Here is a 24,385-nt window from a genome sequence, read left to right on the forward strand (position 1 = left end):
AAAAATGTCTAATGCAGAAGAGTCAGAGATAACACACTAGATTAGATTGTTAACGATTTTGATCCAATAGCCGCAAAAAATCTTCCACCGCCGCCGCCAATAGTGCTCTACCGTGTTCAATAGAGGCTAACGCTGAATTCGCCCCGATCCGGCCATCGGGATATTGGCGTCGAAAGTCGTGGCTGTCTCTAAAGTGGCCGACTGTCGCCTGAATGGGAGCGAGGGGTATCGATTTAACTGTCTCGGGGTAGGCTAGATAGGTTAACGAGATCTCGGAAGGGGTCGCATGCATCCCCTCTTCAAGCCCAAACTCCCGTTTTGAGATCGCCCTAACGCCGCTCCCTTCATACCAGTTCCACAGTCGCAGATAGAGTGTTGAGGGAGAGTCGGTAAGACTCGCTGCGGCATAAATGTCAGCAAAAGCGCTATTGATAGTGGCCACATTGCCGCCGTGGCCGTTAATGAAATAGATCCGAGTCAAGCCGTGGTGGCGACATGAGTCGATAATATCTTTTAGCAGCGCCATTAAAGTGGTCGGTTTAAGCGAGAGCGTACCGGGAAAAGCTAAATGGTGCTGCGACATTCCAAAAGCGATAGTTGGCCCCACCACTATCCCAGTGCGTGCGGATATCTGATCAGCAATCACCTCCGGGCAGATGGCATCGGTACCGATCAGCCCCATCGGTCCATGCTGTTCGGTAGCGCCGATTGGCACTATCAGCTCTTGCCGCTGTTGCAGATAGGCTTCCACCTCTGGCCAAGTTAGTTGTGCCAATCTCATCTTAACTGTGATAACCCCTCGACCCAATCATCCATAAATAGCTCAATTGATTCGATAAAATCTGGATCATGCTCCGTGCGGTTAATGGTTGTGTGAATAGTTAGCTGTGCCGGTGCTGTTGTCACCGTCCAAGCTAGCGCATTCGGGCAAGTCGGTAAGGTAAAGCGAACTCCGCCGTTAATCTCCTCTCGCCGAACTTTAAACTGGCCCCAAAGAGAGTAGATCTCCCCCTCTTCACCGCTATTTTGTAGCACTTGGCCGATGGAGGCGCAAAGCGTCGGCAAGGCGGCTATCGTCAGAGCTGCCTGAAGCCCTGAGGGGGGAAGAGGGGTATCGAGGCGCCGAAAAAATTCCACTACTGACTCCGATGACATACCGATCCGGAAGTTTTGATCAAACCGGCAGCCGCTGACAATGGGCTGCTCGATCCACCCATCGGGTGGCGGATGGAGCAGCCCACTCCCGACGCAGGCCCATCTTCTCTTTACGGCGCTTAGCCTTATTGGTTTTATCGTGTACGCCCCCTTTACGCAGCAGTGGTGCGTCATAAAGTGGATTACGCCTCTTTGGTGGAGGGGATTTCATGGCCATCTCCTTAAGTGGTGTTAATGAATTGGCCCTTAGTTTAGTCTATGATGGTAATATACTGCAATAACTATCTACCATCGTTACCCAAATATGACGGCCTTATCACTATGTTAGACAACTCTCTCTCGCAAACTAAGCAGAGTGTAATCGCGATAACTCAACCGGCGCAAGCCGCCGATGGTCAGTTCGTGCGTCTCAAAAAGCCCCCTCTCTATCTACAGGGAAGGGCACTCATGGCAGAGCAGTGCCATCAACGGCTCGCCATAATGGTGCTACGGTAACAAGCGATGTGGCTATATCTACACTCTACTTTTGTAAAATCCTTTAACCTTAGTTTGACACTATTCAAACTGATGATTCCAATTATTATTATTATGAAAATATTGGAACAGATGGGAGTGGTCAATCTCCTCTCTGAGCTATTAGCACCGATAATGGAGTTAGTTGGCCTACCTGGAACAATGGGATTAGTATGGGCGACAGCTCTTATGACCAATCTGTATGGCGGTATCGTTGTCTATGCGACTCTAGCGCCTGAGACACCTATGACAGTGGCACAAGTCACTCTTATCAGCGCGATGATGCTCATTGCTCACGCCCTGCCGTTAGAGGCCAGAATTGCGCAAAAGGCAGGGGTCAGTTTTACACTTACCGTCCTCTTAAGAGTGAGCATGGCGATTTTTTTTGCAGCTATCTTTAACCAAATTTATCTATTTGGAGAGTGGTTACAGCAACCGAGTGAGCTACTCTGGTCACCCGATGAGATTGACCCCTCACTTAGCGAGTGGGCTATGAATCAGGTGATAGGTCTTGGATTGATTATCTGTATTGTATTTAGCTTAGTCTTTTTTCTTGATCTGCTAAAAAAACTAGGCATCATACAGTGGTTTAATCGACAATTACGGCCGCTACTCCATCTGCTAGGTATTGGTCGCGAGGCAGAAACGATTACCCTCATAGGTCTAACTTTGGGAATCTCTTATGGCGGTGCCTTACTGATACAAGAGGCAGAGGCGGGTGAGATTAAACCGCATGATATTCTATTCTCAATTTCTTTATTGGGATTATCACACAGTTTAATTGAGGATACGCTACTTATGATGCTAATCGGTGCCCATCTGTCAGCTATTTTGGTCGGGCGCATTCTCTTTAGTGTATCGATTATTTTTATCATGGTTAAAATCGTTAATATTATTCCAGATAGAATAGTCCACCGTTATCTAGTTAGATCGGTCTCTTAACTCATTGGGCCTTGTTCATCGTTTCGCCATTTTTTGCCCCCACCCCAACCCTCCCCCGCTAGGGGAGGGAGCTAATAGCCCCCCCAGCAGGGGGAGGTTGGAGGGGGGAATGATAGAAACCGCAAGCCTGGACGAAACGGTGAACAAAGCCGTTACGACTAATGATTAATCTGCTATCATGACGAATCATCATTAGTTTAACTTTTTACTCAAGAGGATAGAGACGATGGCCTTTGGTGAACAGGTAGCCGGTTACGATCAGCCAGTTTTAAACGAACGCGAGGTCCGTGCCGGTGCCGGAATCCTCTTTTTTATCTCGATGGTGGTCTTCTGGGGAGCGTGGTATGCCGATCTGATGCTGCCGGCGCAGATGATGATTATTGCATTTTTTATCGATTTTGTGCTTCGGGTGGTAACTCCGCGCTACGCACCGACTCTAATCCTCGGTCGTTTAGTGGTGGCGCATCAGACACCTGAGTACACCGCAGCAGCACCGAAGCGCTTTGCATGGTGGATCGGCCTCGGGTTAGCGGCCTTTATGCTGGTGACAATGATCTTCATGCAGCAGATGAGCTTTCTAAATTTTGCGGTTTGTGGCATCTGTATCGCACTGCTGTTTATGGAGTCATCATTTGGTATCTGCCTCGGCTGCCTATTCTACAATCGAGTGCTAAAACGCGAGATAACCCTCTGCGCCGGTGGTGTGTGTGAGGTGCGACAGCGGCAACCAATCCAACAGGTGACAATCCCCCAGTGGCTCATGCTAATCGCCTTTGGTATTGCGTTAACGGCAATCACCCAAGTGATGAGCGATCCCCACCGACACCCTATGCAACACAACGGTGCTAACCATGAGTTTATGCAGCAGCTGCGTGGACAAGGAGGTGACCAAGAGAAGAGTGATGCGGTGAGTGATGAGCTCTCTAATCCGTCGCTAGCCGCGCCGGTGGAGCAAGAACAGCCGCTGCCCCACCCCCACCACTCCCACCATTAGAATCTCAAGGGCCCCCTTCTCTGGTAATAGTCGGAAAAACTCTCTCTGTCGGGTTCTATAGAGTTAAGAGGTTTTAATTTTTCCGTCTCTGTTTAAAATTATAGCCCATTTTTCGTCATTGAAAATAATTTCAATAAAGCGACCATCAACCAAGCTGGAGCCCTCCCCGCCCGCACCATTGCCAAATTGACACTCTGACCGGTCGCATCAAACAGCTCTGCCACCCCCCTCCCGTAGCGGTCAGTATCATGGCGTTTCAGGGTAACTTCAGTGCCAATAATCCCCCGCAAGTGATCCCGACTCTGTTTGCCCCACGGTTTCTGCCCCATTTCGGGGGTGTCAATGCAGTAGAAGCGGGTTTTGATCGTCTCGCCGTTGCAGTTCAGGGGGGTGGTGTCGCCATCATAGACCGATTTCACGCGGCACGATTGAGGCGCTGTGGCCGGTAACAGTAGCGAGCAGGTGTTGAGCCACGGGGCGATGAGACCAGTTAGGGCAACAAGCCAGAAAAGGGTCAGACGGGAGCGGTTTGCCATTGAGATAGCTCTAAACCACTTACTGTGTCATGCAAGCGGGCGTTGTCGGATATGGGTTCGGTCAACAGTGGTAAATTTCCCTTCCAATACCGCCGGCTCTTGCGGGGTTTGCGGCGCAAAACGCAAATAGACAACACCGGCAGGCTGTGGCAGGCGGTAACGAAATACCAATTCACCATAATCCCGATCAAAGGTGACAATAACTCTTTGCTCCCGGTGCGCCAAAGCCATCACTTCTTCATCACGACTGCCCGGCGAGTGCTCTTTAATCGCCAAGACATCGTGTCCCGCTGCCTTAAGTTCGCGGATGGTCGTCAGGGGGATGTTTTCGTTTAACAACCAGCGCATCAGGCAGCCGTTTGGGTGATGTAGATGGTCTCTTCGCGTAAAATTTCAGCGCTAAAGGCAAACACGGCTAACAGCGTCTGATGGTTCAGTTGGGGGTAGTTATCAAGAATTTGTTCTTCTGTCCAACCGGCTGCAAACAGGCTCAGTAAGAAATCGACCGATAGCCGGGTTCCTTTGACAATGGGCTTGCCCGCTAAATCGCCTCAACCGCGCCTCTGACGGCGGTTAACTCCTCGCCCATCACCACCACGCTGCCGCTCATGCTATCGACGGCGCGGCTCATCTGGCTGACGGTGGTGGTCATGGTCTCAATCGAGCGGGTAATTGCGGCCATATTGTGCTGCATTGCGGGTCGGTACAGCCTCTAAGCCATATACCGCACCCAAAAGTGCACCACAAATAGCCGCATTAGTATCGGTGTCGCCACCCTGCATAACCGTGTCGATAATCCCCTCTTCCAAAGAGGGCGCACTGAGCAGCTGCCATAATGCATTGTGCCACGCTATCATGACCCATCCCATATGACTTTGATAATCCTGAACCGGTATCCGGGCCGCCTTTTCGGTGACCTCTGTCACCTCTGCGGGCAAATCCCACTGCCGTGCCCAACGAGTAATCTGCTCATAGAGATCAGCACCAGTTGAACCCGATTCAATAGCTGTAGCAATAGCCGCCACATAGAGCTGATTTATGGCAACACAGTTAGCATGGGGGTGAGTTAGCGCTGCATCGGCAGCCGCCCAGGCACAACGCTGGGTTAAGGGGGTACCTACTGCAACAATGCCAAGAGGAGAAGCTCGCATAAGCGCTCCGTTCGCCTGACTATCGTGGTTAGGATCACCTGTCAGGGCACGAACAGTTGTGAAGCCGATGTCAAAAGGCTGACTTTGGTACCATCTTTGGTAGTGAGTCATCGCCCCTGCAGCAGCGTAGTTTGACTCCTCTAGCAGGGAGTTTACTAAAGCTAACGCCATCTCTGAATCATCAGTCGGTTGACCGGCAAGGGTATTCCATGTCCCCCCATCGACTAACTCCCGAATCCCCTGCGGATAAGCGTTAGCGATCGTTGCAGCGGTTTGAAATTCAACCAAACTGCCGAGCGAGTCTCCGGCTAATTGGCCTAACCAGGCCCCCTGAGCCCGTTTAAAAATATGTTCGGATAGTGGAGTTGATCTCATGCTGTTTGTCCTTAGTTTTACAGGCCCATCAATTTTCAATACCGTATCGTCTATCAAGTACTGGAAGAAGATAAAGTTATCAAAATAATACGTCTTTGGACGCACTATAAATAAGCATAAGTCAAATTAACCCGGACGCTTCGCTGTCGCTCAGCGCCGGTTATTTGCAGTGTTAACAACTCAATAATTCCACTCGCATCACTATAAGAGGATAGCAGTAATAGACAATTTCATCGTTAAGTCAATCTCTTAAATGTTCGTAATGCTGTTTTTTGCTCCTCTATCCATTTTTGCACAAAATCATAGCTCTCCCGGGTTGGCTCTGCATTAAACCGGCACTTCATCTGTCCGATGACTATCTTCCTGCGGGTTAAATCTAGCTCCAGCGTAGCGCGCTGCGGCGACAGAACCTGATAGATATAGCTCTGCCCCTGCTGTACCCGAACGCTATAGCTACCAACACAGTGGTGCATCACTCGCCCCTCCTCCAGTAGCTCAAAATAGTTCGTAACAGGCCGAATCTTCTCTGTGCCGGCAATAGGGGGGGGTGGAAAGTTAATCTGCTTGTGCAAAGTCGCCATCTTTTGGTTGTAGTGGCGCACAATCTCGTCATGCAGGGCAATTAACTGTTCACTATGTTTTAGCCGGTAGAGTTGCCGCTCCCATATCTCTATCTCCAGCTCTTGTGCCATTCGTACCGCATCGCGCCAGAGAGTCCCAATCCGTCCCAGCTCCCGTTTTAGCAATATAGTTCGGTCAGCCACTGCGGTCTCGCGGCAACTCCCTCGTAAATGCTGTCTCCAACGCGGATTAAGCGCTTCACAGTGAAACAGATAGCTCTCAGTGGTCGCGTCAATATCGGTTTGGTGCCGCATAGACTCGCTTTCAGGGTGGTTTAACAGCCGCATAATTTGGTTAATCTCTGTTTGATCGCCCGCTTGAATGGTCATCTTTTTTAGCAGTTTGACCGCCGATTTCGGGCGCTGTTGCACCCATGGGGCGCATTTTCCGGCTAACAGCTGCAGCAGCAGTTGGTGCTGTTTTTGGCCTAAATCCCGCTTAATGACATCGGCAAGATCACCCGCTGCCATAGCTACCTGCACCCCCCATAACCAAAACAGCACCGGATTGTCAACGCATAGCTGTGCCGCAAACGGATGCAGCGCGGTCAGGCGAATCAGTCGATATTGGTGATTGCGAACAGGAGAGATCACCTTACGGATCGGTTCAGGAATAGTCTGTTGCAGCTTGCCCAACGGTGTCTCAGGCGAGACGGCAGGCCAGAGAATCTTTTTGTTGGGTAAATCGGATAGTCGCATCTCACTGCCGTCAACCCTTTGGCCTATGACGCTAAATCCCTCTTGCCAGCTGCTAAAGTGCAGTGTCAGCGAATCAAATTCAAACGAAAATTCCCCTTGATCAAGGCGCTGCTCTGTTCTCACGGGCGTCATATACGGCTACAGCCGTGGAGCCTGATATTGGGTCATAAACTGGTCGACAATGGGCTGTAGTTTCTCATCCAAATAACCGCGAGCCCGGCTGGCAATAGCATGTAACATCGCACCTCTCCTATTAGTCCAAGCCTGATTCTGTTGCAGAGCGTAGAAATTCAGTCATCCAGCGGTTCGTCTCCTCCTCGTGTGGTGATAACTACAGACCCTTACCCCCATGTCCGACTGTCATTGTGACACGCAGCGAATCTGCCGCCATCGACTCATCAACCAGTGCACCGATTACCCAAGTGGCCTCATCTCTAAACCAATCAGTCATAATATCGCCGACCTCATTAAACAGCTGCACTCCAACCTCCTTGGGTGTGATAAGAGTGATAGCAACACCCTCGGCCTCAGTCAGATCATACTCCATTGCCTGAATCATCTGTTCAATCTGTTGCGTGGTTTTCGTGGCCAGATTATCGCCACCGGCCATGCCGAAGCAGGTCACACCGACTGCAATATACTCCATGATGATTCGGATATCGGCAAAATCGATGCAGATAAAGCCGGGCTTGGTAATGAGTTCAACCATCCCTTTAATGCTCCAGTAGAGGATCTCCTGTGGTCGGGTCATAATCGCTAGATTGTCCGAGCTGAGTTTCCGATATACAGGAATGACCGATTGCACAGATTCAGGGAGTTTGGCGTACACTGTGGCAAATTGTGCCGGATTATCGACCAGCAGATAGAGGCAGCTGATCGCAGCGTATTTGAGTGCCTTTTCGGTTCGCTGCTCAATATTGGCTATCTCTTCAACCGTTGAGACGATAATCAGCGCGTCCGGTGGCTCCACTTCGGCTTCACTCGCCCCCAACCGGGGTGCCAACACGGTGTTACCGATAGTGATCGCTTCACTAAATTCGGTCTCAGCCACGAGGCGTTCAAAACCGAAAATACCCCGCTCAATCACGGCATCGACCATCGTCTCACTCTGCTCTCCGGCGGCAATAATATTTAACCACGCCTTTTTCGGTGTCACTTCTGCTAAGGGAAACATACGCTTTGGCCTCTATTCACTCGCTGTCTGAAAATTGGTTCAACTCATCCACCCTCTGCTCCAGTTGGGCAATATCCTCTCTGACTAACTCCCGCGCACGGGTTAGCATCACACACTCCCCTACAGTTGATGATAGCGATAGCCGGCTTCAATGTGACCCCGATAAGCCGGTGTGGGTTCAGCCCCTTCAATCAATTGTTCCGGTTGAGCGATATAGACCTGTGCAAACTCAATGGCCGGATTTTCGCTGTAAAACGGCAGAGCAATGCGCCGGTAGTGGTTGGGAACCCCTTCATACCCATCCAGAGTGGCCATCTGCTCCCGGCTTAACCGGTAGGCCACCGCCGGACACCGTTTATTCGCGTCATGGCCGATATTGGCGTAACAATTGCCGGACGAATGGCTGGCTGCTTTATTAAAACGCAGTGTAAATCCGGGCAGCACTCCCGCCTGCCACTCAGTAACCGTGCCAACCCGATCCATTAGTCGATTAGGATCGAGATTGGAGCCATAGGCGACCACCCATTGCTCATCGCTCTGCTGTTCCAACAGATAGCGGCGGTAATCGCCACACCCGATTGCGGTTTTCCCCGCAACCGAACAGTTGTAGCGATACAGCTCAACCGTGTGAATGGATCCGTCAGCCAACAGCGTCGCTTCAGTTTGCTGACGCAGATAGTGCGAGCTGGCAGGGTGTGTCGGGTTAACCCCCTCAATCTGATCCAGTTGTTGCAGAGTCGCCTCATTGACTCGATAGATTTCACCGACAATGGATTGCTGACCGGCTAACAGACCGGGAAAGTAGCCTAAATCGAATAACTCGCCGTTAACTGTCGCCAGACCGAGGTAGTCGCCCGTCTTGAGAGCCGAGTGTAAATTCAAACCGCGTAGTAGCGTGCCATAGACAAATATCACCATTCTCTTCTCCTCATTCATCGTAGTTATAGCGCTGCCGTAAAGCCAATCGACTGTAGTTTCGGTCCCGGTTTAACGGCGCACTCCTTTTTCAGCCCCTGATAAAGAACTTCGTTAGTCGAGCAGATGAAAATGCTGTCAAACTGCTCCTCATCCAGTAGCAGCACCGCCTCGTCCTGCTCTGCCTGTTGAAACATCTGCGCGATGGCCTGTTCGCTCTCGCCGACATAGTAACCCCTGCTCCAGTGTGGAGTCCGAGCTGTTTAGCACTGGGGGTGACCTTATCGGAAGTGTTGTTCATTTTCATAAATAAGGACATTATCGCTCTCCTGTTGGCTCTGGCAATGGTGGGAGTATAGCCGGTTATGCGCCAGAAAAAAGAGTTCAGCCAACGCTATAAGACACTATTTGTCGCATTGTGTTACAGTAAGCGCAACAATCCGGCTTGCGGCTGATAAACTTTTTAAACGACCATCTCTTCCGGTAATCCACGGCGTGTAGGGGCGGGTTTCAAACCCGCCCCTACGAAACCCGGGTCTTGTTCATCGTCTCGTCACCCTCATGAGGCATGATTCCCTCGCCTTCCCTCTCCGCCACTCCTAGTGGGAAGGGGGTGGAGGGGAGCTGACGAAGAGATGAACAAGGCCAACCCCCTCTTGTTATCCCCTACAATTAAACCATGAGCAACGCATCTCCCCTCCCCTTGTCACCCCAGCGCCGATGCCAATGGCATCGCCTGTTCGGGCTGAGGGTACAAGAGCCATTTCACGATAGCCCCTACCGAGTTGAGGTAGAGATCGATGTCGCCAAGGTGCCACAATTTCTCGATGTGGTAGTGGAGCAGTGTGAGGCGAGAGATTGGGCGGGAGCCAATACGCTACCCGATGGGTTGCAGCCGTTGCGTCCCCACAACCTGATTACCTTTAAATCGCACCATGAATCGCTCAGCGACTGGTCGGTCAAAGAGTTAGTCGGCTACTATGTCAGCTACCGCAAACAGCTCAGCGAAAGTGGCAAACGCCCACCCTAGTCCGATTTCGGACTCTATGCGGTCAGCCACCACTACCCGCAGAATCTGTCGGCTTATCTCAGTGCAGGCAATAAGCCGGGGCTCTACCGCCTTAGCTGGGGCAGTGATACAATCACACTCATTGTTCTGACTCAAATCGCTACCGAACCGCATAACGATTTGTGGCATCTCTTTAGCCACCAAGCCGAGCGGGTTCGGCAGGCGAGCCAGCGTTATCGCCAACATCGTAGCGAAATCGCCTATGGCGTGATACAGCAGTTATTGGAAATCTACAGCGAGGAGGAGCCTGAGATGGCCTATACCCTAGAACAGTTTACTAGCGAACAATTTAAGCGAAGAGGATTTGCAGACACTGCTCTAGCGGTTGCAACAGAGAAAGCAGGAGAATATCCAAAAGCACTAAGGGGGAGAATGGGAGCGAACATCCCAAACGAACCGTCATTTTTGTCGGTGATTTTATCGACCAAGGTCCGAGTCAGCAGGAAGTTATCCATATCGTCAAGCCGATGGTCGAAGCAGGCCACGCGCTGGCCATTATGGGTAACCATGGGTTTAACGCCCTCGCCTAGCACACTTTTGATGAGCAGCATGACGATTTCCTCCGTCCCCATTAGCGGTAAAGTACAGGGCGTCTGGTTCCGCGAATCTACCCGTCACCAGGCACTCCAGTTAGCTATTGATGGCTCGGTCCGTAATCTTCCTGACGGTACAGTAGAGGTTATCGCCTATGGCAGCGAAACCACTCTGCAACAATTAGGGCGGTGGTTATTTCAATGTCCTCCCTTAGCCCGGGTAGCTCATGTCCTTGCCACCTCCTAGCAGAATCAGCCTGAAACCACTATTAACAGTTTGTGCCATATTTGGCTTAATAGCTATGACCACAGGCTGTAGCGAAGATGATATCATCGACTGTATCGACTTTGACGGACCTGAATTTAATCCAACCGAGCTATCTTCGGCAGAGCTCTATCAGCCCTATCTACAGCGGATTGATGTGGCGATCGCAAACGAGCCCTACGACAACCTCTTCAACTACTCACTTAAATTTAGCGGTGAGTTACCAGCAGGCATCACTCTAAAATGGGGCGATAATCAGCAATCAGTGACTTTAGAGGGCATTCCAACCCGCACCGGCCTGTTTGAATTTGAATTGGCGGTAAAAGTGAGCGATCCAAGCTATGACAATGGTATAGTCTATCAGCAAACAGAGGGAGAAGTTCAGGATAACCTCTGCTACGATAGCGAGAAAATTAACTATCAGTTTCAAGTGATTTAAAAAATTGTTATAATTCAAAATGATGACAAGGCGGTTAATGATCGCCATTAATGACCTGTAGGATAATTTTAATCACTGGATATTCATTGAAAAAGTGAATGAAACTATTCGACATGATCCAAAAAAATGGCGCAATAACCTTGAAGAACTAGGAATGGAATATTACGAGGACGATGAAGAGCCAATGAAACATGACCTAACGCTACAAAATGAGACCAAAGAGTATCTGACAGCCTACTTTAACGGGCACATTGCCTATAATTCCGATATGCTCGAAGCGATGCGGCACGATATCTACAGGAATATTGCTAAATTTGATTTCTACGAACAATATCTTATCGCTGGTAATCCTCGGATTCTCCACTTAATCCTAGAAGGCTTAGCAGCGCGGCCTGATAGCCCTCTTTTATTGGAATTACTGCTTTTTTTTCATCAATTCCACCCTATTTTACCACAGCTGATTGGGTGCTATACACAAGCTTTTTTACAGAATAATGATGACGAAGATCTCTTTGAGATGGCTCTGGATTTTATCGAGGCTACAGCCGAAAATGGTTATGATGCTATGGCACAACTCAGAGTACTTTTTGCCAATAATACTAATAAACTACAATTACTTGATGAAGTCGAATTGCAAATTCAACAATCACGGGAAACAGCCTGGTTTTAACGAATACATAATCAGGAAATAGGTTAACCCGCCTTTAGCAGGCCACCGATTTTTATCACACCAAGTCCCTCCCTTGATGTTATCGAACCTGATTACCTATATACAAGCGCCTCTCAACGCGTGACTTACAGATTTTTGTCCAAGGAGGTAACCTAAAGCCATCGCACTCTCTTAGCATTTCACAGTGAGTTTGACCCATAATGACTTTTTGCAAGCAAAGTTGCTGTAACTCATCACAATCATGGCTTTCTATCCGCCGCTCTAACTGAGGAATAAATATATTTTTTAGCAGCATTAATACAACTGCTAACAGGAGCGGTAATACTAAATGTTGCACAACCCACGCAAATAGACGACTAATCAAATTAAACATTTAAGCTTGAATAATAAATGTATTAGATTAATAAGTCATAGCCATTTCCTCTAAATATAACCGCCGCCTACCTAACTGCCGTTCCATAGAGGATTAGCTCTGCCGCACCATGAGTCACCTGAGTGGTACTAAAGCGGATCCCAATCACCGCCTTAGCGCCCATCTGTTCCGCTTTGTCTATCAGTTTACGCTCCGCCGCCTCCATCGCCTCATCGACTAAGGTGGTATAGCCGGTTAACTCCCCTCCCACAGTCCAATTTTTGATATTAGCCAACATATCACCGACTAGCGAGCGGCTATAGCAGAACGATACCGCAACTAATCCGAGCACCTCTTGACAATCGATTGGCATCGACTCAATCGATAACACTCTTACTGTCGATTGCATACTTTATACCCTCCGGTTACTTTAGCTTTTTAGGATCAGTTGAAGCAGTCTCATCACTACTGACACTATAATCTACCGTATCAATAGCACGAGTCTGAAACCCTGCCGATGGCGATACCGCCGGCACAGGTTTGCTAGCGGCTTTAGCCCCTCTTCCACGACGCGCCCAGAGAAAACTTCGGTAGGTCAAAGCCGTGATAATAATGAATACCACTAACAAAATAAGTTTCGGTACCCATTGATGAATCAATCGAACCAACCATTTCGGTGCCCACTCATACTCTGTGGCAAACTGGACTAAATCGGCATCTCTTAGCTCATCGTAACTATACCCCTGTTGAACTAACGCAATGGCTGCGGTGGCTAGTTTACGCGCAGCCTCACCCGCGATCGGATCGGGATAGTAGTAGCGATAGAGCGCTACCCCCTCTCGACCTAGTTGTTGATAGAGAGAGAGAAGCTGTGGATCCCGATGCAGCTGTTGAACTAGCTGCTCTTGTGTTCCCCCCTGCTGCCGCTCTTCAGCCACATAGCGTTGCAACGCACTAACCGTGCCCTCTTCCCGCAGCAATTGATGAAGCTTGGCATAATTTAAGCTTTCCAACAGCTGTAAGGTAAACTCCGGCTCTGTCCGATAGAGCGACATCAATTTATCGACTAGTGGGGTATCAATCCCATTGACCAGCTCGGTTACACTCCACTGCTGTACAACCGCTTTAATCACTTCGCACCCCCCTTCATTGCAACGCTGCTGTAGCTGTGGTAACAGTGCCGGTTGCGATAGCAGTGGCATTAGTTTAGCCTGATTGATACCCGACTGGTGCAGTAGCCGCACTGCCTCTTCATGCTGCGATAGTGTTTCAAAACGGGTCACACTCCATCCACGATCTTGCAGATCTAGCTCAAGCCTTATCGCCAGACTAAAACCCTTTTTCGCGGTTAATGAGGCGTGTTGCAGTTGATGTTGTCGAAACTGTTGCAGCGTATTGGGTAACGATCGCTTCGCCTCAATCAGCCAAGCAGTCGGCTCAATCCCCATCACAAAAGAGCTCTCAAGTAACAGGGCTCCATGCTGCTCATACAGCGGCCAAAACTGATCCCGATATTGGCTAACCACTTTACCAATAAACTGCGATGGCGCACCGGTAGGAAGCTGCGTCATAAGGTGCTGCATCTGCTGTGGTGCTAAGTAGCGCATCGCCTCAATCCCAAACTGCTGCCCCATAGCCACAATATCTTTAGCGATATGCTCCATTAAATCCCCGGCTTCGAGTCGCGCGTTAATGTAGCTATTAATACAGGGGTTAACCAAAACCAACTCCGGTAGCGTTAATAGCTGATTAATCTCATCACTTACTTGATGCTGTACCCGATTCAAACCGTTAAACACTATACTGTATGCACTATTTTGATCGTTGTGATCATTGGTAAAGTCGATGAAGGTTGCCGGAGCTAGGTTGGCGCGATAGACCTGCATAAACCCTTCACGCAACTCCTGCTCCATGCCCTCTTTAGCGTGTGCAGCACTCCAGGCATCTCCGGCAATGAGCACCCACCCTAAAATAGGAATCATCTTTGAGGCCACGCCCCCGACAACTTTACCGGCCACAGAGCGGACAATAACACGCTGCATGGTGCGGTTCATGGCCAAAATAATGGCACCAACCATCGCGTTTCCGATGTCAGGTATATCCCCTTGAGATAGCTCAGAACTATTTCTGATATCGTTAAGCTGTTGCTGTTTGCTCACATTTAAGGTTGCCAGATAAATCGTTTCCGGTTGTAGTGAGGGAAAATAGTCGTTGGTCAGGGCAGCAATCTCATTAGCTAAGCGCTCGGTCTCCTCATCGCGTAAACGCTGGACTTCTGGTCCGAACTGGCGCACCTGCTGCTCAATAAACTGAGTCTGTAGTGGCTTAATTTTATCAATAGCTTTCTCAGAAAAGTTATCAATAATGACTGTTAGCTTTTCATTAATCTCTTCATCCTCTAAATCACAGTTCTTAAACCAGCACTTTACCGTGTTTTTTACGGTTCCCCAAAATGTATCCATCTTTGCTGAGATAACATCCATGCTACTCTGTTCAATTGTGATTTGGTTTAATTCAGACTCCAACTCAGAATAGAAGTCATTAAACTGCTGCTGCACCTCTGGCTGAAACCAGTAGCGTTCAAACTTGGCCACGATTCGTGTCTCATAGCCACTCATATCTAACTGAAACAGTTTGTCTCTTAACTCATTGCGTTTAAGACGGGAAGCACTAAGCAAATCAGCTAACTGCGAGCCGCTAAGCGGTTCAACATCTTTCACCATACAATTTTTCGAATTAGACGGTGGTGTATCAGATGGCTCTAATGTATCGGCGTAACTGCTGTTTATTAATAAAAACAACCCCAAAAATAACAGCAACTGATATTTCATGACACACACTCCAAAGTTGAATAAAATTAACAATTTTACTTTCATTCTTTTAGTGAACACTGTAACGACCCACAAAATCAAAGGGCACTACAGCCGAAATGACCCGCTCTGACAAAGAGGTTCTTTTTCAATTCACTTGCTAGCAGTCTGGGACGGAAAGGAGAAAAACAGAGGGTATCTCCCTGCGGTAAAATGTGACAATTTGCCGTCATCGCACGCAACCGAAAGGAGTACCCATGTCGCGTATTGTGCCCAATATCACTACTCTTGAGCAACACCATCAGCAACTTCAGGCCGATCTGGAGCGTTATCGTCCGGATGACTGCCCGCACTGTGGCAAAACACAACTGCTGAAAAACCGGTTTCAGTGGTGACTGGAGTCTCTCGGAGTCGGACTGTTAACTGGAGAGCCGGGGGGTGGGCAAAACCGCTTGGCTACGCCATCTCACCGAAGGACTGAATCCTCACAGTTATCAGCTCTTCGGGAGGGATCCCCCGCCGGGCCGCCCGTTTATTGAAAAGAGTGCAACCCGCCTCGCGCGCCCGCCTCTCAAGCCAGTAACCTGTCATGGTAAACTGTCTCATCATTGGCAGCCGCTATTTTGGCCGGGAGAACGGGAAAGCGCTTCTGCTGCTCCCGCTGAATATAGAAAGGGATAAAGTCGTCCCATAACCCGCTGGCATGAACCGAACGCAATGCGAGCACGGCATTGGCACCATCCATAGTCCAACGCATTCCGGACTGCTCCATGCGATCTTTGACGACACTGCGGCAAGCCCCTTCAATTACGCCTGAGGCAATCGGGTAACCCTTCTCTAAATATTCGTTGTATTTCATACGGTTTTCGTTCGCCGTAAAGTAGTTAAAAATTTTCTCCAACTTATCCCTATCCGCTTTTATCAGCCCATTGCGCGAGGCGATATACTTCAATGACCGGAGCACGACCGGTAATTCACCCGACAAAATGCGTAGCAACTGCTTTTGATACAGCGCTGAAGCCTGTGGGCTTTTTTTAGGATGGATAAGGTGAACAGCCTCCCATAAGTAGCCATTAACATGCATAATATCGAGGATTTCCACGATATTGAACGCTTTATGCGGCAAATAGTCCTCACCCGCTTCCCACAGTGACGGTTGCCCATCGCACAGCAGAATCGTCGGTTTTTCTCCGTCAGGATTGCGGGTGACAAGCTCCCCTTTAAGCCATTGGTATCCCTCCTTCGTTTGGCCATGCGTGGTACCGGCCTCATTGCGCTGCAAAATGGCCCGGACACGTTTAAAGCAGGGTTTGGGACGAGAGGGAAAATCGTCCTTAGGCAATCGCTCCCCCATCAGGATACTGCACATCTGCTTGGGGGTACGGATATAAGGGTCAACGCTATAAACGGCCGTTACTAAAGCCATTTTTTTCTCCCCTTTACGCTTATCAGACTCCTTGCCTTTGGTCGATTTGGGGAGGCCTGGCTGCTCCTCTCTCCTCATCGCAACGCCTTTATGATCGGCCTGTAAGACGAATAACTCGGCTTCTTTCTCCGCTAAAGGCGGTGAGAGCGTGTTCATGAACTCAGGAGCCGCCTCACTCATCTGTAAACAGCTGCGCTCCAGGCTATTCACTGACTGAGATAGATGGAATATTTTTTTGATAATCTCTGCCACTTTATTATATGGCTCCCCCTGAACGAACGACTGATCCCAGTTCTGTAATAGATAGGAGAAGACGCTTTCAGGCAGCTGCAGTTGGTGGTCGAGCGGGATAAATTCGATTTTCTGACCCGCCCGGGTTCCGTAAACCACCCGCGAAATGGTGAACCGGCCAAAAATTGAGCAGTACTGGCGTGTGTGTTCAGTCGGCAGCCGGTTCAGCTCAGTTCCATCTGCCATCTCAAGAGTACTGCCTTGATCTCCATTACCCATCCTCGCAATGTGACATGCCATTGCCTGACGACCCATTTCCAGTAAGGCATCCAAAATATTCTGCTCCGTCTCGTGCAGCGGTTCCCCGTTCTCTTGCGCTGAATTTAGACAGGTTTTCAGTGCGGCGGGAAGATTATCAATATCTGAAGGATTGATTTCAATAGGATTTTCTGTCATCTTGGTCATCTGGGCTCTACCTTTTACGCTTTATTTACTCAGTACCTTAAGCTTGATTGGTATGAGCCCTTTTTTCAAGGGGTATCCGCTTTGGGGGCGCGGAAGGCGGGTTGCACTCTATTGAAAACCTCGTTAAATCTGGCAGCGGAAAAAGGGATGAATCATCTACCCGATGAGTTAATCCAGGCCGCTATTGAGGAGTTGCGTTAGGGGCAATCTAGCGTTATCCACAATTCGCTCCCCTGGAGACCCTTATATATCGTAAGGGGAGCGGGTTGTGGGTAACGCGGCCAACCACAAATAGAGCGGGACGAGTCTGTGATGGATTTGTCCCGTTTTGTTTTGGGGTGAGGTGTGCTCTGTTTTAGCGTGGGACTTTGCTTCTGTCTCATCTAAAAAAGGGCGGGACAAATCTCCTTGGAGAGTGTGGGACGGTACAGGCGTTCATGATAGCGGACAGTTTCGAAATTGACGTCGGTGGCTTTGGCTAACTGACCAATGGTATATGTCATGACTACCGAGCAACGCGAACCATCATGCCGCCAGGCTCAAATGTGCATCAATGACATCCCAGGGAGCCTGCAAGGTGCCGGATTCCGTCCGCTCCAACAAACCCGCTTCCTCCAGGGCGCGAGTATCGGCATGGACATTCTTGTAGTCACGCGCCAATGTGGTCGCAAGCGCCCGCACACTCATCGACCCCTGTTGGCGGAGCGTTCTCAGCACCTCCAGACGCCGTGGGGTAATCACTGCCAGAAGCATCGAGAGGTCTTCGAAATTCAGGTGGACCTCTATATCGATTTTCTCGCCACTTTCCGCCCGCTGCCAGGCATCCACGAAGCGATCAAACCCTTTTTCAGGGCTCTCTATACCAATATGGATATGCTGTTTAGTCATGTTGTTCACCTCGAGTTCGTTCGATGTCGGCTTTAAAGTCGGCGATGAGTTGTTGTACGGAGATCTAGGTATAATCCTCTTCGCGCTCTTGTCCTCCAGTTCCTCCGTAATGCCTGTGATCCCCTTTGCCGCGCTCATTGTCGTAGCGAACCAGACAGCGACCGGACTGGCCGTAATAGAGCCGGTATTTCAATCCGTGTGGTCGCTCCGCGTCGGGAGCCGGTAATCGCCAAATCACCATTTCGCGGATGGCACCGTCCCCGTAGACATACTTGTCCTTAAAGAGTAATTCTGCTTTCATATGGCAAATAATACCATATGGCGTATGCATGCGATAGTGATGTATAGTATCGATTTCTCTGGAATGCATTCGATGTTATAAAAATCAAAAATAACCATGACTGCCTTACACGAAACTGCCTATCCGAGGTTAAAATCACAGCCGACGCCAGAGGATCTGGTGACTGTCTACACGCCAAACGACGAAGAGCTTGAGCTGGTTCGATCCCAGACTCGCCAGCCCACCGCTCGCCTGGGGTTCATGGTGTTGCTAAAAACCTTTCAGCGCCTGGGCTATTTTGTTCCCATTGCTGAAGTGCCGGAGGCAATCCTGAATCATTTGATGGCGTGCCTAGAACTTAAAAGCCAAGCCGTTCCCCTTGATAATTACGATACTTCCGGCACCCGTCAGCGGCATCTCAAGTTGATCCGTGACTTCCTGGGCATTACCCCGGTTAGCGATATCACCCTTGAGTTTCTCAAGTCTATATTGCGCGAGGCGGCCACCACTAAAGACGAGATCCCCGATATTATCAACATGGGCCTGGAGTCGATGGCAAAGGCCCGGTACGAACTGCCAGCATTCGGCACGTTCGTGCGCGAAGCAAAAGCGGCGCGAGCACAGGTCAATCGTGAGCTATTCGAGAATGTCTATCATGACTTGTCTGAAGGCGCTAAAACCCGGATTCGAGAAGTTCTGACACCCACCACGAAGTAACCTAGGACCCACGCAAACCTCCCGTTCCATTGAGGGCATTAACCGACGACAGATTGCATGGTTGAACCTACGGCATCCGACGGAGGAGAAGATTGATGAGGCGATTACCAAAGTAATTAACGCCTACAACCGTTTTTCGCTACCGAAGATCTGGGGTACAGGCAAGACGGCGTCAGCCGATGGAACCAAATGGGATCTCATTGAGTTTAATTAAGATTTGAGATAGCCGGTAGGCCAGTGTGTCGTGATTTTTGAACGCCATTATCTACTCCTGCCAGTCAAAATGCGTTATCCGCTATATTGACACAGTGGAATGACAGGAGGTGTCGTTGACAGCGATAACTCAGCATTGCGCAACGCCAATAGGTAAAGCAGCACTCTGGCACGACTAGCTCCGACATAGAGCCATTCGGCATGGCGAGCCGCCTGGCGGGTTATTCCGGCCAAAATGACCACATCGGCCTCCAGTTCGCCATGAGGCGTTAAGCGTCGCCACTCAATGGTGTGGTAATAACGCCACGGTTTAGGTAGCTGCTGTAACGCCTGCCACACCCTCTGCTCTGCCCAGTCCCCTATAGTGATAGGATCTGCGTCATATTGCATAAACGGCCCCTTGTTATTGAGATGTAACCGGCTAAAAGTAGTGTATCATCGGCACTAACACTGATAGTATGGAACAGTCCGTTCCATACCATAGCTCCCTCTTAGCAGCAACAGAGGCGGATACCGTAGCAGATATTCGTGATTAAATTGTTGCTTCTTTCAACCGTGACCATGGCTGAAAAAGTAACATGGGCCATTAAAATAGTCAATAAATAACTTATGTCGTAAGCTATTTGGTGTCCATAAAACCAATATTAACCACGCACAACTAGGTAACCTAAAAAGGCATCATTCTCCTCAGGTTTAATGGGGAGAGACTATTGTCTGGTAATCCGCTGTTTTTGGATATTGGAGAGTGGCGTAGCTAGCTGTGTTCTTTCTTGTTTTAACGAAATTCAGCAGCAGTCTCTGCCAAAGCGTCTAGTTCTCGATGCCGTGTGTTCGCGATTTTGAATCTGACAGGTCGGAGTCTATTCGGGACTGCGGTTTTAGGTTATAATTAACCCATCGTCCACTCTATAAAGGTAAATATCGTGTTTGTATCTCAATTGACCATGCATGAAAAACAGTCACTCATGCAGTTATTACTGCATATGGCGATTGTTGACGGTAAGCTGCAATCTTCAGAGCTCGATTATCTCGCCGGCTTCGCCGAAGATAACGGTATTCAGTTTACCCCCGATATCGAGCCTGATGCCGAGAGCGTATATAAAGGACTTACCCGCTACAGTGCCAAGATAATCGTGTTGCAGGAGATTATTAAGTTATCTGTGGTGGACAATGTTTACAGTGACGAGGAACGCCATTCCGCACTCCAAATCGCTCAACGGATGGGGCTAACTAAAGAGGTTTTTGAGGAGGTTGAATCTTGGATTATCGAAGGTCGCCAATGGTTGCTGCGTGGAATTGAACTGTTATGTGAACCATCCACACCCGAATAACAGAAAAATAAAAGGGGTCAGATGTGAATGACTGGTCAATTAAAGAGCTGATAGGTTACGCGGCTGATTTATGAACCTATAATGTAGCGTATTCCCTAAATAGATTCTGAAGAACCATGATCCAAATTGAATTCACTGAAGAGCAGATAAACGAACTGGAGTATGAGCGTTACCATTACCCCGATCCACATATTCAAAGACGAATGGAGGCGCTTTTTCTAAAAAGTCAGGGCAAGAGCCATAAAGAAATATAATAATCGGCATTAACCTGAGCAAAAACCGCAGGCAAATGTTACGTAAGTTGCCCGCTATCAAAGTGTTGTAGTACCTCCACCTTTGTACTTCCGGTCAAGGGCGGTTTTTGCCAGGTTATGCCTAAAAGGAAATATCGTGAAAGTAACCGAAAACATCTGGCATGAATACCAATCAAGATTGGCGGCTTTCATTAGAAGTAAAGTTGCTGAAGATGCGGTGGACGATCTTCTACAGGATGTTTTTATAAAAATCCATTTACGCATTGATTCCCTCAAAGACGACACAAAACTAGAAAGTTGGCTATATCAGATAACACGAAATGCAATAACTGATTATTACCGTACCAGGCGAATATCGGAAGAGCTTCCTGAATGGCTGGAACAGCCTCAACCAGAAGAAGAGGAAATCATCATAAAAGAGTTGTCAGCTTGTCTTGAGCCTATGGTAAAAGAGTTACCAGATAAATATCGCAATGCTATTCAACTATCCGAAATAGACAATAGAACTCAAAAAGAGGTGGCAGAACTGGAAGGAATTTCATTGTCAGGTGCAAAATCAAGAGTTCAAAGAGGCCGGGCATTGCTTAAAACCATGCTAAATGACTGTTGCCAATTTGAAATCAATCACAAGAATCAGGTTATTTCGTATGATAAAAAAGAAAGGGACTGTAAATCTTGCTAGAAAATCTGCGTCCTTTTCTCGGCGCCTCCGTCTATAGGGGTGACATCACTTTTTTTAACCTCTATACAGGAGAACGAACATGACTCAACTAGCAAATGACAACATCCGCAAGGCAGTGCGTGAACAGTATGGCAAAGTTGCGGAATCTGGGAATTCAGGTTGCGGGTGTTCAGCAACCTCATGCTGTGATGAATCAGGCTCAGATGCAAAAGGAATTTCAATGGAGCTTGGTTATTCGAATTCAGATGTAAATCAGGTACCTGAAGGTGCCAATATGGGCTTAGGTTGTGGCAATCCCAAGGCAATTGCCTCATTGCAACCAGGTGAGACCGTCCTTGATTTAGGTAGCGGTGGTGGATTTGACGCTTTTCTTGCCGTTCAAGAAGTTGGAGAGTCTGGTATGGTAATAGGCGTTGATATGACCCCAGAAATGGTGAGTAAGGCGAGAGCCAATACCGAAAAGGCTAGGTACGCTAATGTAGATTTTCGTTTGGGGGAAATTGAAAACCTGCCGGTGGCTGATGATGTTATTGATGTTATCATCTCTAATTGCGTCATTAATCTCTCGCCTGAAAAGACCAAGGTGTTCCAAGAGCAAAAAACAGTTCTTGATTTTTTATTTATTTGTCATTAGAATTTTCCACCGTAGATAGGTTATCTACAAGCGCGAAAGTTTTGCGTGCCATGGTTAGAGTCGAAGTCGAATCGCAAGGTTGTTCTCTGTTCAGGATGAACGTCGAGGCAATTTTTATGGCGCAAGCTGGGTTTCGATGGCTGAAACTGCCCATGTTGCCGGTGTTGACCGGCCATCCGGTTGGGACTGCTCAACCAGGACTCCAGTTGCTCGCCCGCAAGGGTGTTATCAACGGAGAGCGAATTACCAAAAACCGCCATGAGCAACTTTGCTTAGGTTTTTAGGAACAGTCATACCGTGTGTTGAAGCCAGGTGGTCGGTTGGCAATATCAGATGTTGTCGCCACCGCCGAGCTACCAGAAAAACTGAAGAGCGACATGACCTTATTCACGGGGTGCATGTCAGGAGCATCGACAATCACAGAGATTGAAATAATGCTCAAAGATGCTGGATTTGAAGCGATAGTCATAAAGCCAAAAGATGAAAGCAGGGAATTTATCCGACATTGGTTGCCTGATAGCAAGATGGAGGATTATATTGTTGCCGCAACTATTGAAGCCATCAAGCCAAAGGCATAATAATCGCGTCAACTCGGGCCATTAAAAGCTGGCTTGAGGCCGACAAGCCCACCTTGCGACTAGAGCATGTGCTGCGGGTCATTGATGCACTAGAAGGGGAAGTTCGGTTGTAAGGTTACGCCGGAGCAGCAGGTGGTCGATTTGGAGATTATCGATCCCTACCAAATTCCGCTGCTAAAGGGGATGAAGTGCAGCGCGGTTCGTTAGAGAAGTCGCATCGTGACGGGGTGAAAGAGGGCATGGCTCAGGCATTGCAGCAGTTAATCCGCCGAAAAGACTCAAACAGCCCCTTTTCCGAGTCACTTAAGGCAGTTCAGTTGCCGGACCAATATGGAGCGTACGGCGCACCTGTTCGTTACGAAAGCCAAGAAAACTGGCGCGGCGCACGCCGGGTACCACCACCACATCATAGAGCTCTGTCACCACGCCCGAGATATGGAGCCAGTGCTCAATATGGCCGGTATCCAGATTGACTACATAGAGACCACACCTCGCCTCCACATCTTTCTGTTTCAGCCTCTCATCCAGCGGCAGGCCACTAAAGGTGCGGTTATGGCGCGGCTTAGAGAGGCCGACCACCGCCCAGTTATCGATAAACGACAGCCCGCGCAGATAGCCGGGCAGAAACACCTTCGGCTCAAATTCACCGCTATCCAGATTCACGGTGCCTAGCTCGCCAGTGCCTGAGTTCGCCACCCAGAGCTGATCACGATACCAGCGCGGCGAGTGGGGCATCGACAGGCCACGGCAGATGACCTCATTACGAGCAACATCGATCACCACTCCGCCATCGCTGCGGTGTTCACGCCAGCCATCGACCACATCACTCTCACTCACAGCGGTAACATAGGCCACCTTACCCTCGCGCATGGCCAGACCGTTAAGATGGCAGCGATCTTCCGGAGCCAAATCGCTCAAAAACGGCGGCTGCCACATCGGCGCAAAGCTGTGGTGCGCATCGGTAGTGGCAATACAGCCAAACAGGGTATTAATAAATAGCGGCTCTCCTCGGCTATCGAGATTTAGATCGTGAATATCGATATCACCGGTCACATAGCCCGCCTGTGGAATATACTGCCGGTCAAACCCCTCAACTTGCTGCCCCGGTGGTAGCGAATTAACAAAGCGGTAGAGGGTATAGAGGGTGCTGAGCCAAATCTGATCGCCATCGACATAGAGCCCCATAGGCCGGTCAAAGGTTCGCTCAAACACCGCCATCTCGCCGGCGGGATTGGTACCAATAAAGAAGAGCTTACCACTCTGGTAAGTGGTAAAAGCGAGTGAACTGCCACGCTCTGCCAGCCAGCTAGGAAACTGGCGTGAGGAGAAGAGTTCAAACCGAGGGGTCCCCTCCCCTGCTGCCACTGTTTGGCTGTTTTCATCCACATTAATATACCCTTGGGTTAATCTTTATAAAAATCTATTCGTTAATCTGTTTTAAAGGCAGATGATGCGAGGAACATAACTGAGGATT

General features: G+C 49.1%; 28 protein-coding genes and 7 pseudogenes. 18 read left to right on the forward strand and 17 right to left on the reverse strand.

The annotated features are described in order from the left end of the window. Positions 1-49 precede the first annotated feature (49 nt). Together D5085_01415 and D5085_01420 are read right to left on the reverse strand one after the other, a co-directional pair. The gene (locus D5085_01415; GenBank protein QEP41921.1) at positions 50-781 is read right to left on the reverse strand and encodes a creatininase family protein; all 732 of its coding nucleotides are present in this window, start codon (positions 779-781) and stop codon (positions 50-52) included. Then, complete coding sequence (locus D5085_01420) at positions 778-1,137, reverse strand: hypothetical protein (GenBank protein QEP41922.1); 360 nt, start codon at positions 1,135-1,137, stop codon at positions 778-780. Before D5085_01420 ends, D5085_01415 begins: the two co-directional genes overlap by 4 nt. A 276-nt stretch (positions 1,138-1,413) precedes the next feature. Between D5085_01420 and D5085_01425 the strand changes: the two genes are divergently transcribed. The 3 genes from D5085_01425 (at position 1,414) to D5085_01435 (ending at position 3,604) form a co-directional block, all read left to right on the forward strand. Beyond that, positions 1,414-1,650: a hypothetical protein gene (locus D5085_01425; GenBank protein QEP41923.1), complete on the forward strand. Its 237-nt coding sequence runs from the start codon at positions 1,414-1,416 to the stop codon at positions 1,648-1,650. A 6-nt stretch (positions 1,651-1,656) separates the two neighbouring features. Continuing rightward, positions 1,657-2,610 carry a hypothetical protein gene (locus D5085_01430; protein ID QEP41924.1) on the forward strand — a complete coding sequence of 318 codons (954 nt, stop codon included), beginning with the start codon at positions 1,657-1,659 and terminating at the stop codon, positions 2,608-2,610. 226 nt (positions 2,611-2,836) lie between these two features. After that, entirely contained in the window at positions 2,837-3,604 is a 768-nt protein-coding gene (locus tag D5085_01435) for a DUF4395 domain-containing protein (GenBank protein QEP41925.1), read from the forward strand. 98 nt (positions 3,605-3,702) lie between these two features. On the opposite strand, the gene D5085_01440 is transcribed toward D5085_01435, so the two are convergent. From D5085_01440 to D5085_01455, 4 genes are all read right to left on the reverse strand, one after another. Then, on the reverse strand, positions 3,703-4,140 hold the full coding sequence (locus D5085_01440) for a thermonuclease family protein (GenBank protein ID QEP41926.1): 438 nt from the start codon (positions 4,138-4,140) through the stop codon (positions 3,703-3,705). A gap of 27 nt (positions 4,141-4,167) precedes the next feature. Next, positions 4,168-4,488, reverse strand: coding sequence for a hypothetical protein (locus tag D5085_01445; protein QEP41927.1), 321 nt, complete (start codon positions 4,486-4,488; stop codon positions 4,168-4,170). Beyond that, complete coding sequence (locus D5085_01450) at positions 4,488-4,670, reverse strand: DUF433 domain-containing protein (GenBank protein QEP45008.1); 183 nt, start codon at positions 4,668-4,670, stop codon at positions 4,488-4,490. The genes D5085_01445 and D5085_01450 overlap by 1 nt, the downstream gene beginning before the upstream one ends. Positions 4,671-4,796: 126 nt before the next feature. Beyond that, positions 4,797-5,666, reverse strand: coding sequence for an ADP-ribosylglycohydrolase family protein (locus D5085_01455; GenBank protein ID QEP41928.1), 870 nt, complete (start codon positions 5,664-5,666; stop codon positions 4,797-4,799). A 21-nt stretch (positions 5,667-5,687) separates the two neighbouring features. Here D5085_01455 and D5085_01460 point away from each other — a divergent pair. After that, positions 5,688-5,780: pseudogene (locus tag D5085_01460) on the forward strand (type II toxin-antitoxin system mRNA interferase toxin, RelE/StbE family). A gap of 122 nt (positions 5,781-5,902) precedes the next feature. Here the strand turns inward: D5085_01460 and D5085_01465 are convergent. The 4 genes and pseudogenes from D5085_01465 to D5085_01480 all read right to left on the reverse strand — a co-directional run bounded on the left by D5085_01465 (position 5,903) and on the right by D5085_01480 (position 9,310). Next, on the reverse strand, positions 5,903-7,117 hold the full coding sequence (locus D5085_01465; protein ID QEP41929.1) for a hypothetical protein: 1,215 nt from the start codon (positions 7,115-7,117) through the stop codon (positions 5,903-5,905). A gap of 199 nt (positions 7,118-7,316) precedes the next feature. Then, a complete protein-coding gene (locus D5085_01470) occupies positions 7,317-8,159 on the reverse strand; it encodes a hypothetical protein (protein ID QEP41930.1) in 843 nt (280 codons plus the stop codon). Between the two features lie 120 nt (positions 8,160-8,279). Beyond that, positions 8,280-9,095 (reverse strand): gamma-glutamylcyclotransferase, encoded by an 816-nt coding sequence (locus D5085_01475; protein QEP41931.1) that lies wholly within the window; start codon positions 9,093-9,095, stop codon positions 8,280-8,282. A 128-nt stretch (positions 9,096-9,223) separates the two neighbouring features. Next, positions 9,224-9,310: pseudogene (locus D5085_01480) on the reverse strand (AAA family ATPase). Between the two features lie 467 nt (positions 9,311-9,777). Here D5085_01480 and D5085_01485 point away from each other — a divergent pair. From D5085_01485 to D5085_01505, 5 genes and pseudogenes are all read left to right on the forward strand, one after another. After that, positions 9,778-10,104 carry a hypothetical protein gene (locus D5085_01485; protein ID QEP41932.1) on the forward strand — a complete coding sequence of 109 codons (327 nt, stop codon included), beginning with the start codon at positions 9,778-9,780 and terminating at the stop codon, positions 10,102-10,104. 422 nt (positions 10,105-10,526) lie between these two features. Then, positions 10,527-10,670, forward strand: a pseudogene (locus tag D5085_01490) (metallophosphoesterase). Positions 10,671-10,692: 22 nt separating this feature from the next. Beyond that, on the forward strand, positions 10,693-10,923 hold the full coding sequence (locus D5085_01495) for an acylphosphatase (GenBank protein ID QEP45009.1): 231 nt from the start codon (positions 10,693-10,695) through the stop codon (positions 10,921-10,923). A gap of 55 nt (positions 10,924-10,978) precedes the next feature. Beyond that, positions 10,979-11,380 carry a hypothetical protein gene (locus tag D5085_01500; GenBank protein ID QEP41933.1) on the forward strand — a complete coding sequence of 134 codons (402 nt, stop codon included), beginning with the start codon at positions 10,979-10,981 and terminating at the stop codon, positions 11,378-11,380. A 184-nt stretch (positions 11,381-11,564) separates the two neighbouring features. Beyond that, positions 11,565-12,050, forward strand: a complete 486-nt coding sequence (locus D5085_01505; GenBank protein QEP41934.1) for a hypothetical protein — start codon at positions 11,565-11,567, stop codon at positions 12,048-12,050. Between the two features lie 440 nt (positions 12,051-12,490). Here D5085_01505 and D5085_01510 read toward each other — a convergent pair whose 3' ends face one another. Beyond that, positions 12,491-12,811, reverse strand: a complete 321-nt coding sequence (locus D5085_01510) for a hypothetical protein (GenBank protein QEP41935.1) — start codon at positions 12,809-12,811, stop codon at positions 12,491-12,493. Positions 12,812-12,827: 16 nt separating this feature from the next. Beyond that, a complete protein-coding gene (locus D5085_01515) occupies positions 12,828-15,233 on the reverse strand; it encodes a hypothetical protein (protein ID QEP41936.1) in 2,406 nt (801 codons plus the stop codon). A 359-nt stretch (positions 15,234-15,592) separates the two neighbouring features. On the opposite strand from D5085_01515, the pseudogene D5085_01520 reads away from it, so the two are divergent. Beyond that, positions 15,593-15,710 (forward strand): annotated as a pseudogene (locus tag D5085_01520) (AAA family ATPase). Positions 15,711-15,783: 73 nt separating this feature from the next. Here D5085_01520 and D5085_01525 read toward each other — a convergent pair. From D5085_01525 to D5085_01535, 3 genes and pseudogenes are all read right to left on the reverse strand, one after another. Beyond that, on the reverse strand, positions 15,784-17,334 hold the full coding sequence (locus D5085_01525; GenBank protein QEP41937.1) for an ISKra4 family transposase: 1,551 nt from the start codon (positions 17,332-17,334) through the stop codon (positions 15,784-15,786). A 525-nt stretch (positions 17,335-17,859) separates the two neighbouring features. After that, on the reverse strand, positions 17,860-18,222 hold the full coding sequence (locus D5085_01530) for a MarR family transcriptional regulator (protein QEP41938.1): 363 nt from the start codon (positions 18,220-18,222) through the stop codon (positions 17,860-17,862). Next, positions 18,215-18,523, reverse strand: a pseudogene (locus D5085_01535) (hypothetical protein). Before D5085_01535 ends, D5085_01530 begins: the two are co-directional and overlap by 8 nt. Before the next feature lie 96 nt (positions 18,524-18,619). On the opposite strand from D5085_01535, the gene D5085_01540 reads away from it, so the two are divergent. Together D5085_01540 and D5085_01545 are read left to right on the forward strand one after the other, a co-directional pair. Continuing rightward, on the forward strand, positions 18,620-19,219 hold the full coding sequence (locus D5085_01540; protein QEP41939.1) for a DUF4158 domain-containing protein: 600 nt from the start codon (positions 18,620-18,622) through the stop codon (positions 19,217-19,219). 28 nt (positions 19,220-19,247) lie between these two features. Continuing rightward, positions 19,248-19,433 (forward strand): hypothetical protein, encoded by a 186-nt coding sequence (locus tag D5085_01545; protein QEP41940.1) that lies wholly within the window; start codon positions 19,248-19,250, stop codon positions 19,431-19,433. Between the two features lie 74 nt (positions 19,434-19,507). Here D5085_01545 and D5085_01550 read toward each other — a convergent pair whose 3' ends face one another. Beyond that, positions 19,508-19,822 (reverse strand): hypothetical protein, encoded by a 315-nt coding sequence (locus tag D5085_01550; GenBank protein ID QEP41941.1) that lies wholly within the window; start codon positions 19,820-19,822, stop codon positions 19,508-19,510. 575 nt (positions 19,823-20,397) lie between these two features. Here D5085_01550 and D5085_01555 point away from each other — a divergent pair. The 6 genes and pseudogenes from D5085_01555 (at position 20,398) to D5085_01580 (ending at position 23,024) form a co-directional block, all read left to right on the forward strand. After that, the gene (locus D5085_01555; protein ID QEP41942.1) at positions 20,398-20,763 is read left to right on the forward strand and encodes a hypothetical protein; all 366 of its coding nucleotides are present in this window, start codon (positions 20,398-20,400) and stop codon (positions 20,761-20,763) included. Between the two features lie 390 nt (positions 20,764-21,153). Continuing rightward, complete coding sequence (gene sigZ, locus D5085_01560) at positions 21,154-21,699, forward strand: RNA polymerase sigma factor SigZ (GenBank protein QEP41943.1); 546 nt, start codon at positions 21,154-21,156, stop codon at positions 21,697-21,699. 79 nt (positions 21,700-21,778) lie between these two features. Further along, positions 21,779-22,294 (forward strand): annotated as a pseudogene (locus D5085_01565) (methyltransferase domain-containing protein). Positions 22,295-22,383: 89 nt separating this feature from the next. Continuing rightward, positions 22,384-22,617 carry a hypothetical protein gene (locus tag D5085_01570; protein ID QEP41944.1) on the forward strand — a complete coding sequence of 78 codons (234 nt, stop codon included), beginning with the start codon at positions 22,384-22,386 and terminating at the stop codon, positions 22,615-22,617. 15 nt (positions 22,618-22,632) lie between these two features. Continuing rightward, positions 22,633-22,911: a hypothetical protein gene (locus D5085_01575; protein QEP41945.1), complete on the forward strand. Its 279-nt coding sequence runs from the start codon at positions 22,633-22,635 to the stop codon at positions 22,909-22,911. A gap of 32 nt (positions 22,912-22,943) precedes the next feature. Further along, a pseudogene (locus D5085_01580) lies at positions 22,944-23,024 on the forward strand (transcriptional regulator). Positions 23,025-23,214: 190 nt separating this feature from the next. On the opposite strand, the gene D5085_01585 reads toward D5085_01580, so the two are convergent. Beyond that, positions 23,215-24,276 (reverse strand): TIGR03032 family protein, encoded by a 1,062-nt coding sequence (locus tag D5085_01585; protein ID QEP45010.1) that lies wholly within the window; start codon positions 24,274-24,276, stop codon positions 23,215-23,217. Positions 24,277-24,385: the final 109 nt, after the last annotated feature.

Source organism: Ectothiorhodospiraceae bacterium BW-2 (genome assembly GCA_008375315.1).
In the GTDB taxonomy this organism is placed as follows: Bacteria; Pseudomonadota; Gammaproteobacteria; order Thiohalomonadales; family Thiohalomonadaceae; genus BW-2.

Excerpts from the sequence above, each read along its gene's own strand:
- D5085_01415 (QEP41921.1), bottom strand. The coding sequence starts at position 781 with ATGAGATTGGCACAACTAACTTGGCCAGAGGTGGAAGCCTATCTGCAA.
- D5085_01425 (QEP41923.1), top strand. The coding sequence starts at position 1,414 with ATGATGGTAATATACTGCAATAACTATCTACCATCGTTACCCAAATAT.
- D5085_01430 (QEP41924.1), top strand. The coding sequence starts at position 1,657 with ATGTGGCTATATCTACACTCTACTTTTGTAAAATCCTTTAACCTTAGT.
- D5085_01435 (QEP41925.1), top strand. The coding sequence starts at position 2,837 with ATGGCCTTTGGTGAACAGGTAGCCGGTTACGATCAGCCAGTTTTAAAC.
- D5085_01440 (QEP41926.1), bottom strand. The coding sequence starts at position 4,140 with ATGGCAAACCGCTCCCGTCTGACCCTTTTCTGGCTTGTTGCCCTAACT.
- D5085_01445 (QEP41927.1), bottom strand. The coding sequence starts at position 4,488 with ATGCGCTGGTTGTTAAACGAAAACATCCCCCTGACGACCATCCGCGAA.
- D5085_01455 (QEP41928.1), bottom strand. The coding sequence starts at position 5,666 with ATGAGATCAACTCCACTATCCGAACATATTTTTAAACGGGCTCAGGGG.
- D5085_01465 (QEP41929.1), bottom strand. The coding sequence starts at position 7,117 with ATGACGCCCGTGAGAACAGAGCAGCGCCTTGATCAAGGGGAATTTTCG.
- D5085_01470 (QEP41930.1), bottom strand. The coding sequence starts at position 8,159 with ATGTTTCCCTTAGCAGAAGTGACACCGAAAAAGGCGTGGTTAAATATT.
- D5085_01475 (QEP41931.1), bottom strand. The coding sequence starts at position 9,095 with ATGAATGAGGAGAAGAGAATGGTGATATTTGTCTATGGCACGCTACTA.
- D5085_01495 (QEP45009.1), top strand. The coding sequence starts at position 10,693 with ATGACGATTTCCTCCGTCCCCATTAGCGGTAAAGTACAGGGCGTCTGG.
- D5085_01500 (QEP41933.1), top strand. The coding sequence starts at position 10,979 with ATGACCACAGGCTGTAGCGAAGATGATATCATCGACTGTATCGACTTT.
- D5085_01505 (QEP41934.1), top strand. The coding sequence starts at position 11,565 with ATGAAACATGACCTAACGCTACAAAATGAGACCAAAGAGTATCTGACA.
- D5085_01510 (QEP41935.1), bottom strand. The coding sequence starts at position 12,811 with ATGCAATCGACAGTAAGAGTGTTATCGATTGAGTCGATGCCAATCGAT.
- D5085_01515 (QEP41936.1), bottom strand. The coding sequence starts at position 15,233 with ATGAAATATCAGTTGCTGTTATTTTTGGGGTTGTTTTTATTAATAAAC.
- D5085_01525 (QEP41937.1), bottom strand. The coding sequence starts at position 17,334 with ATGACCAAGATGACAGAAAATCCTATTGAAATCAATCCTTCAGATATT.
- D5085_01530 (QEP41938.1), bottom strand. The coding sequence starts at position 18,222 with ATGACTAAACAGCATATCCATATTGGTATAGAGAGCCCTGAAAAAGGG.
- D5085_01540 (QEP41939.1), top strand. The coding sequence starts at position 18,620 with ATGACTGCCTTACACGAAACTGCCTATCCGAGGTTAAAATCACAGCCG.
- D5085_01550 (QEP41941.1), bottom strand. The coding sequence starts at position 19,822 with ATGCAATATGACGCAGATCCTATCACTATAGGGGACTGGGCAGAGCAG.
- D5085_01555 (QEP41942.1), top strand. The coding sequence starts at position 20,398 with ATGCAGTTATTACTGCATATGGCGATTGTTGACGGTAAGCTGCAATCT.
- D5085_01570 (QEP41944.1), top strand. The coding sequence starts at position 22,384 with ATGGTTAGAGTCGAAGTCGAATCGCAAGGTTGTTCTCTGTTCAGGATG.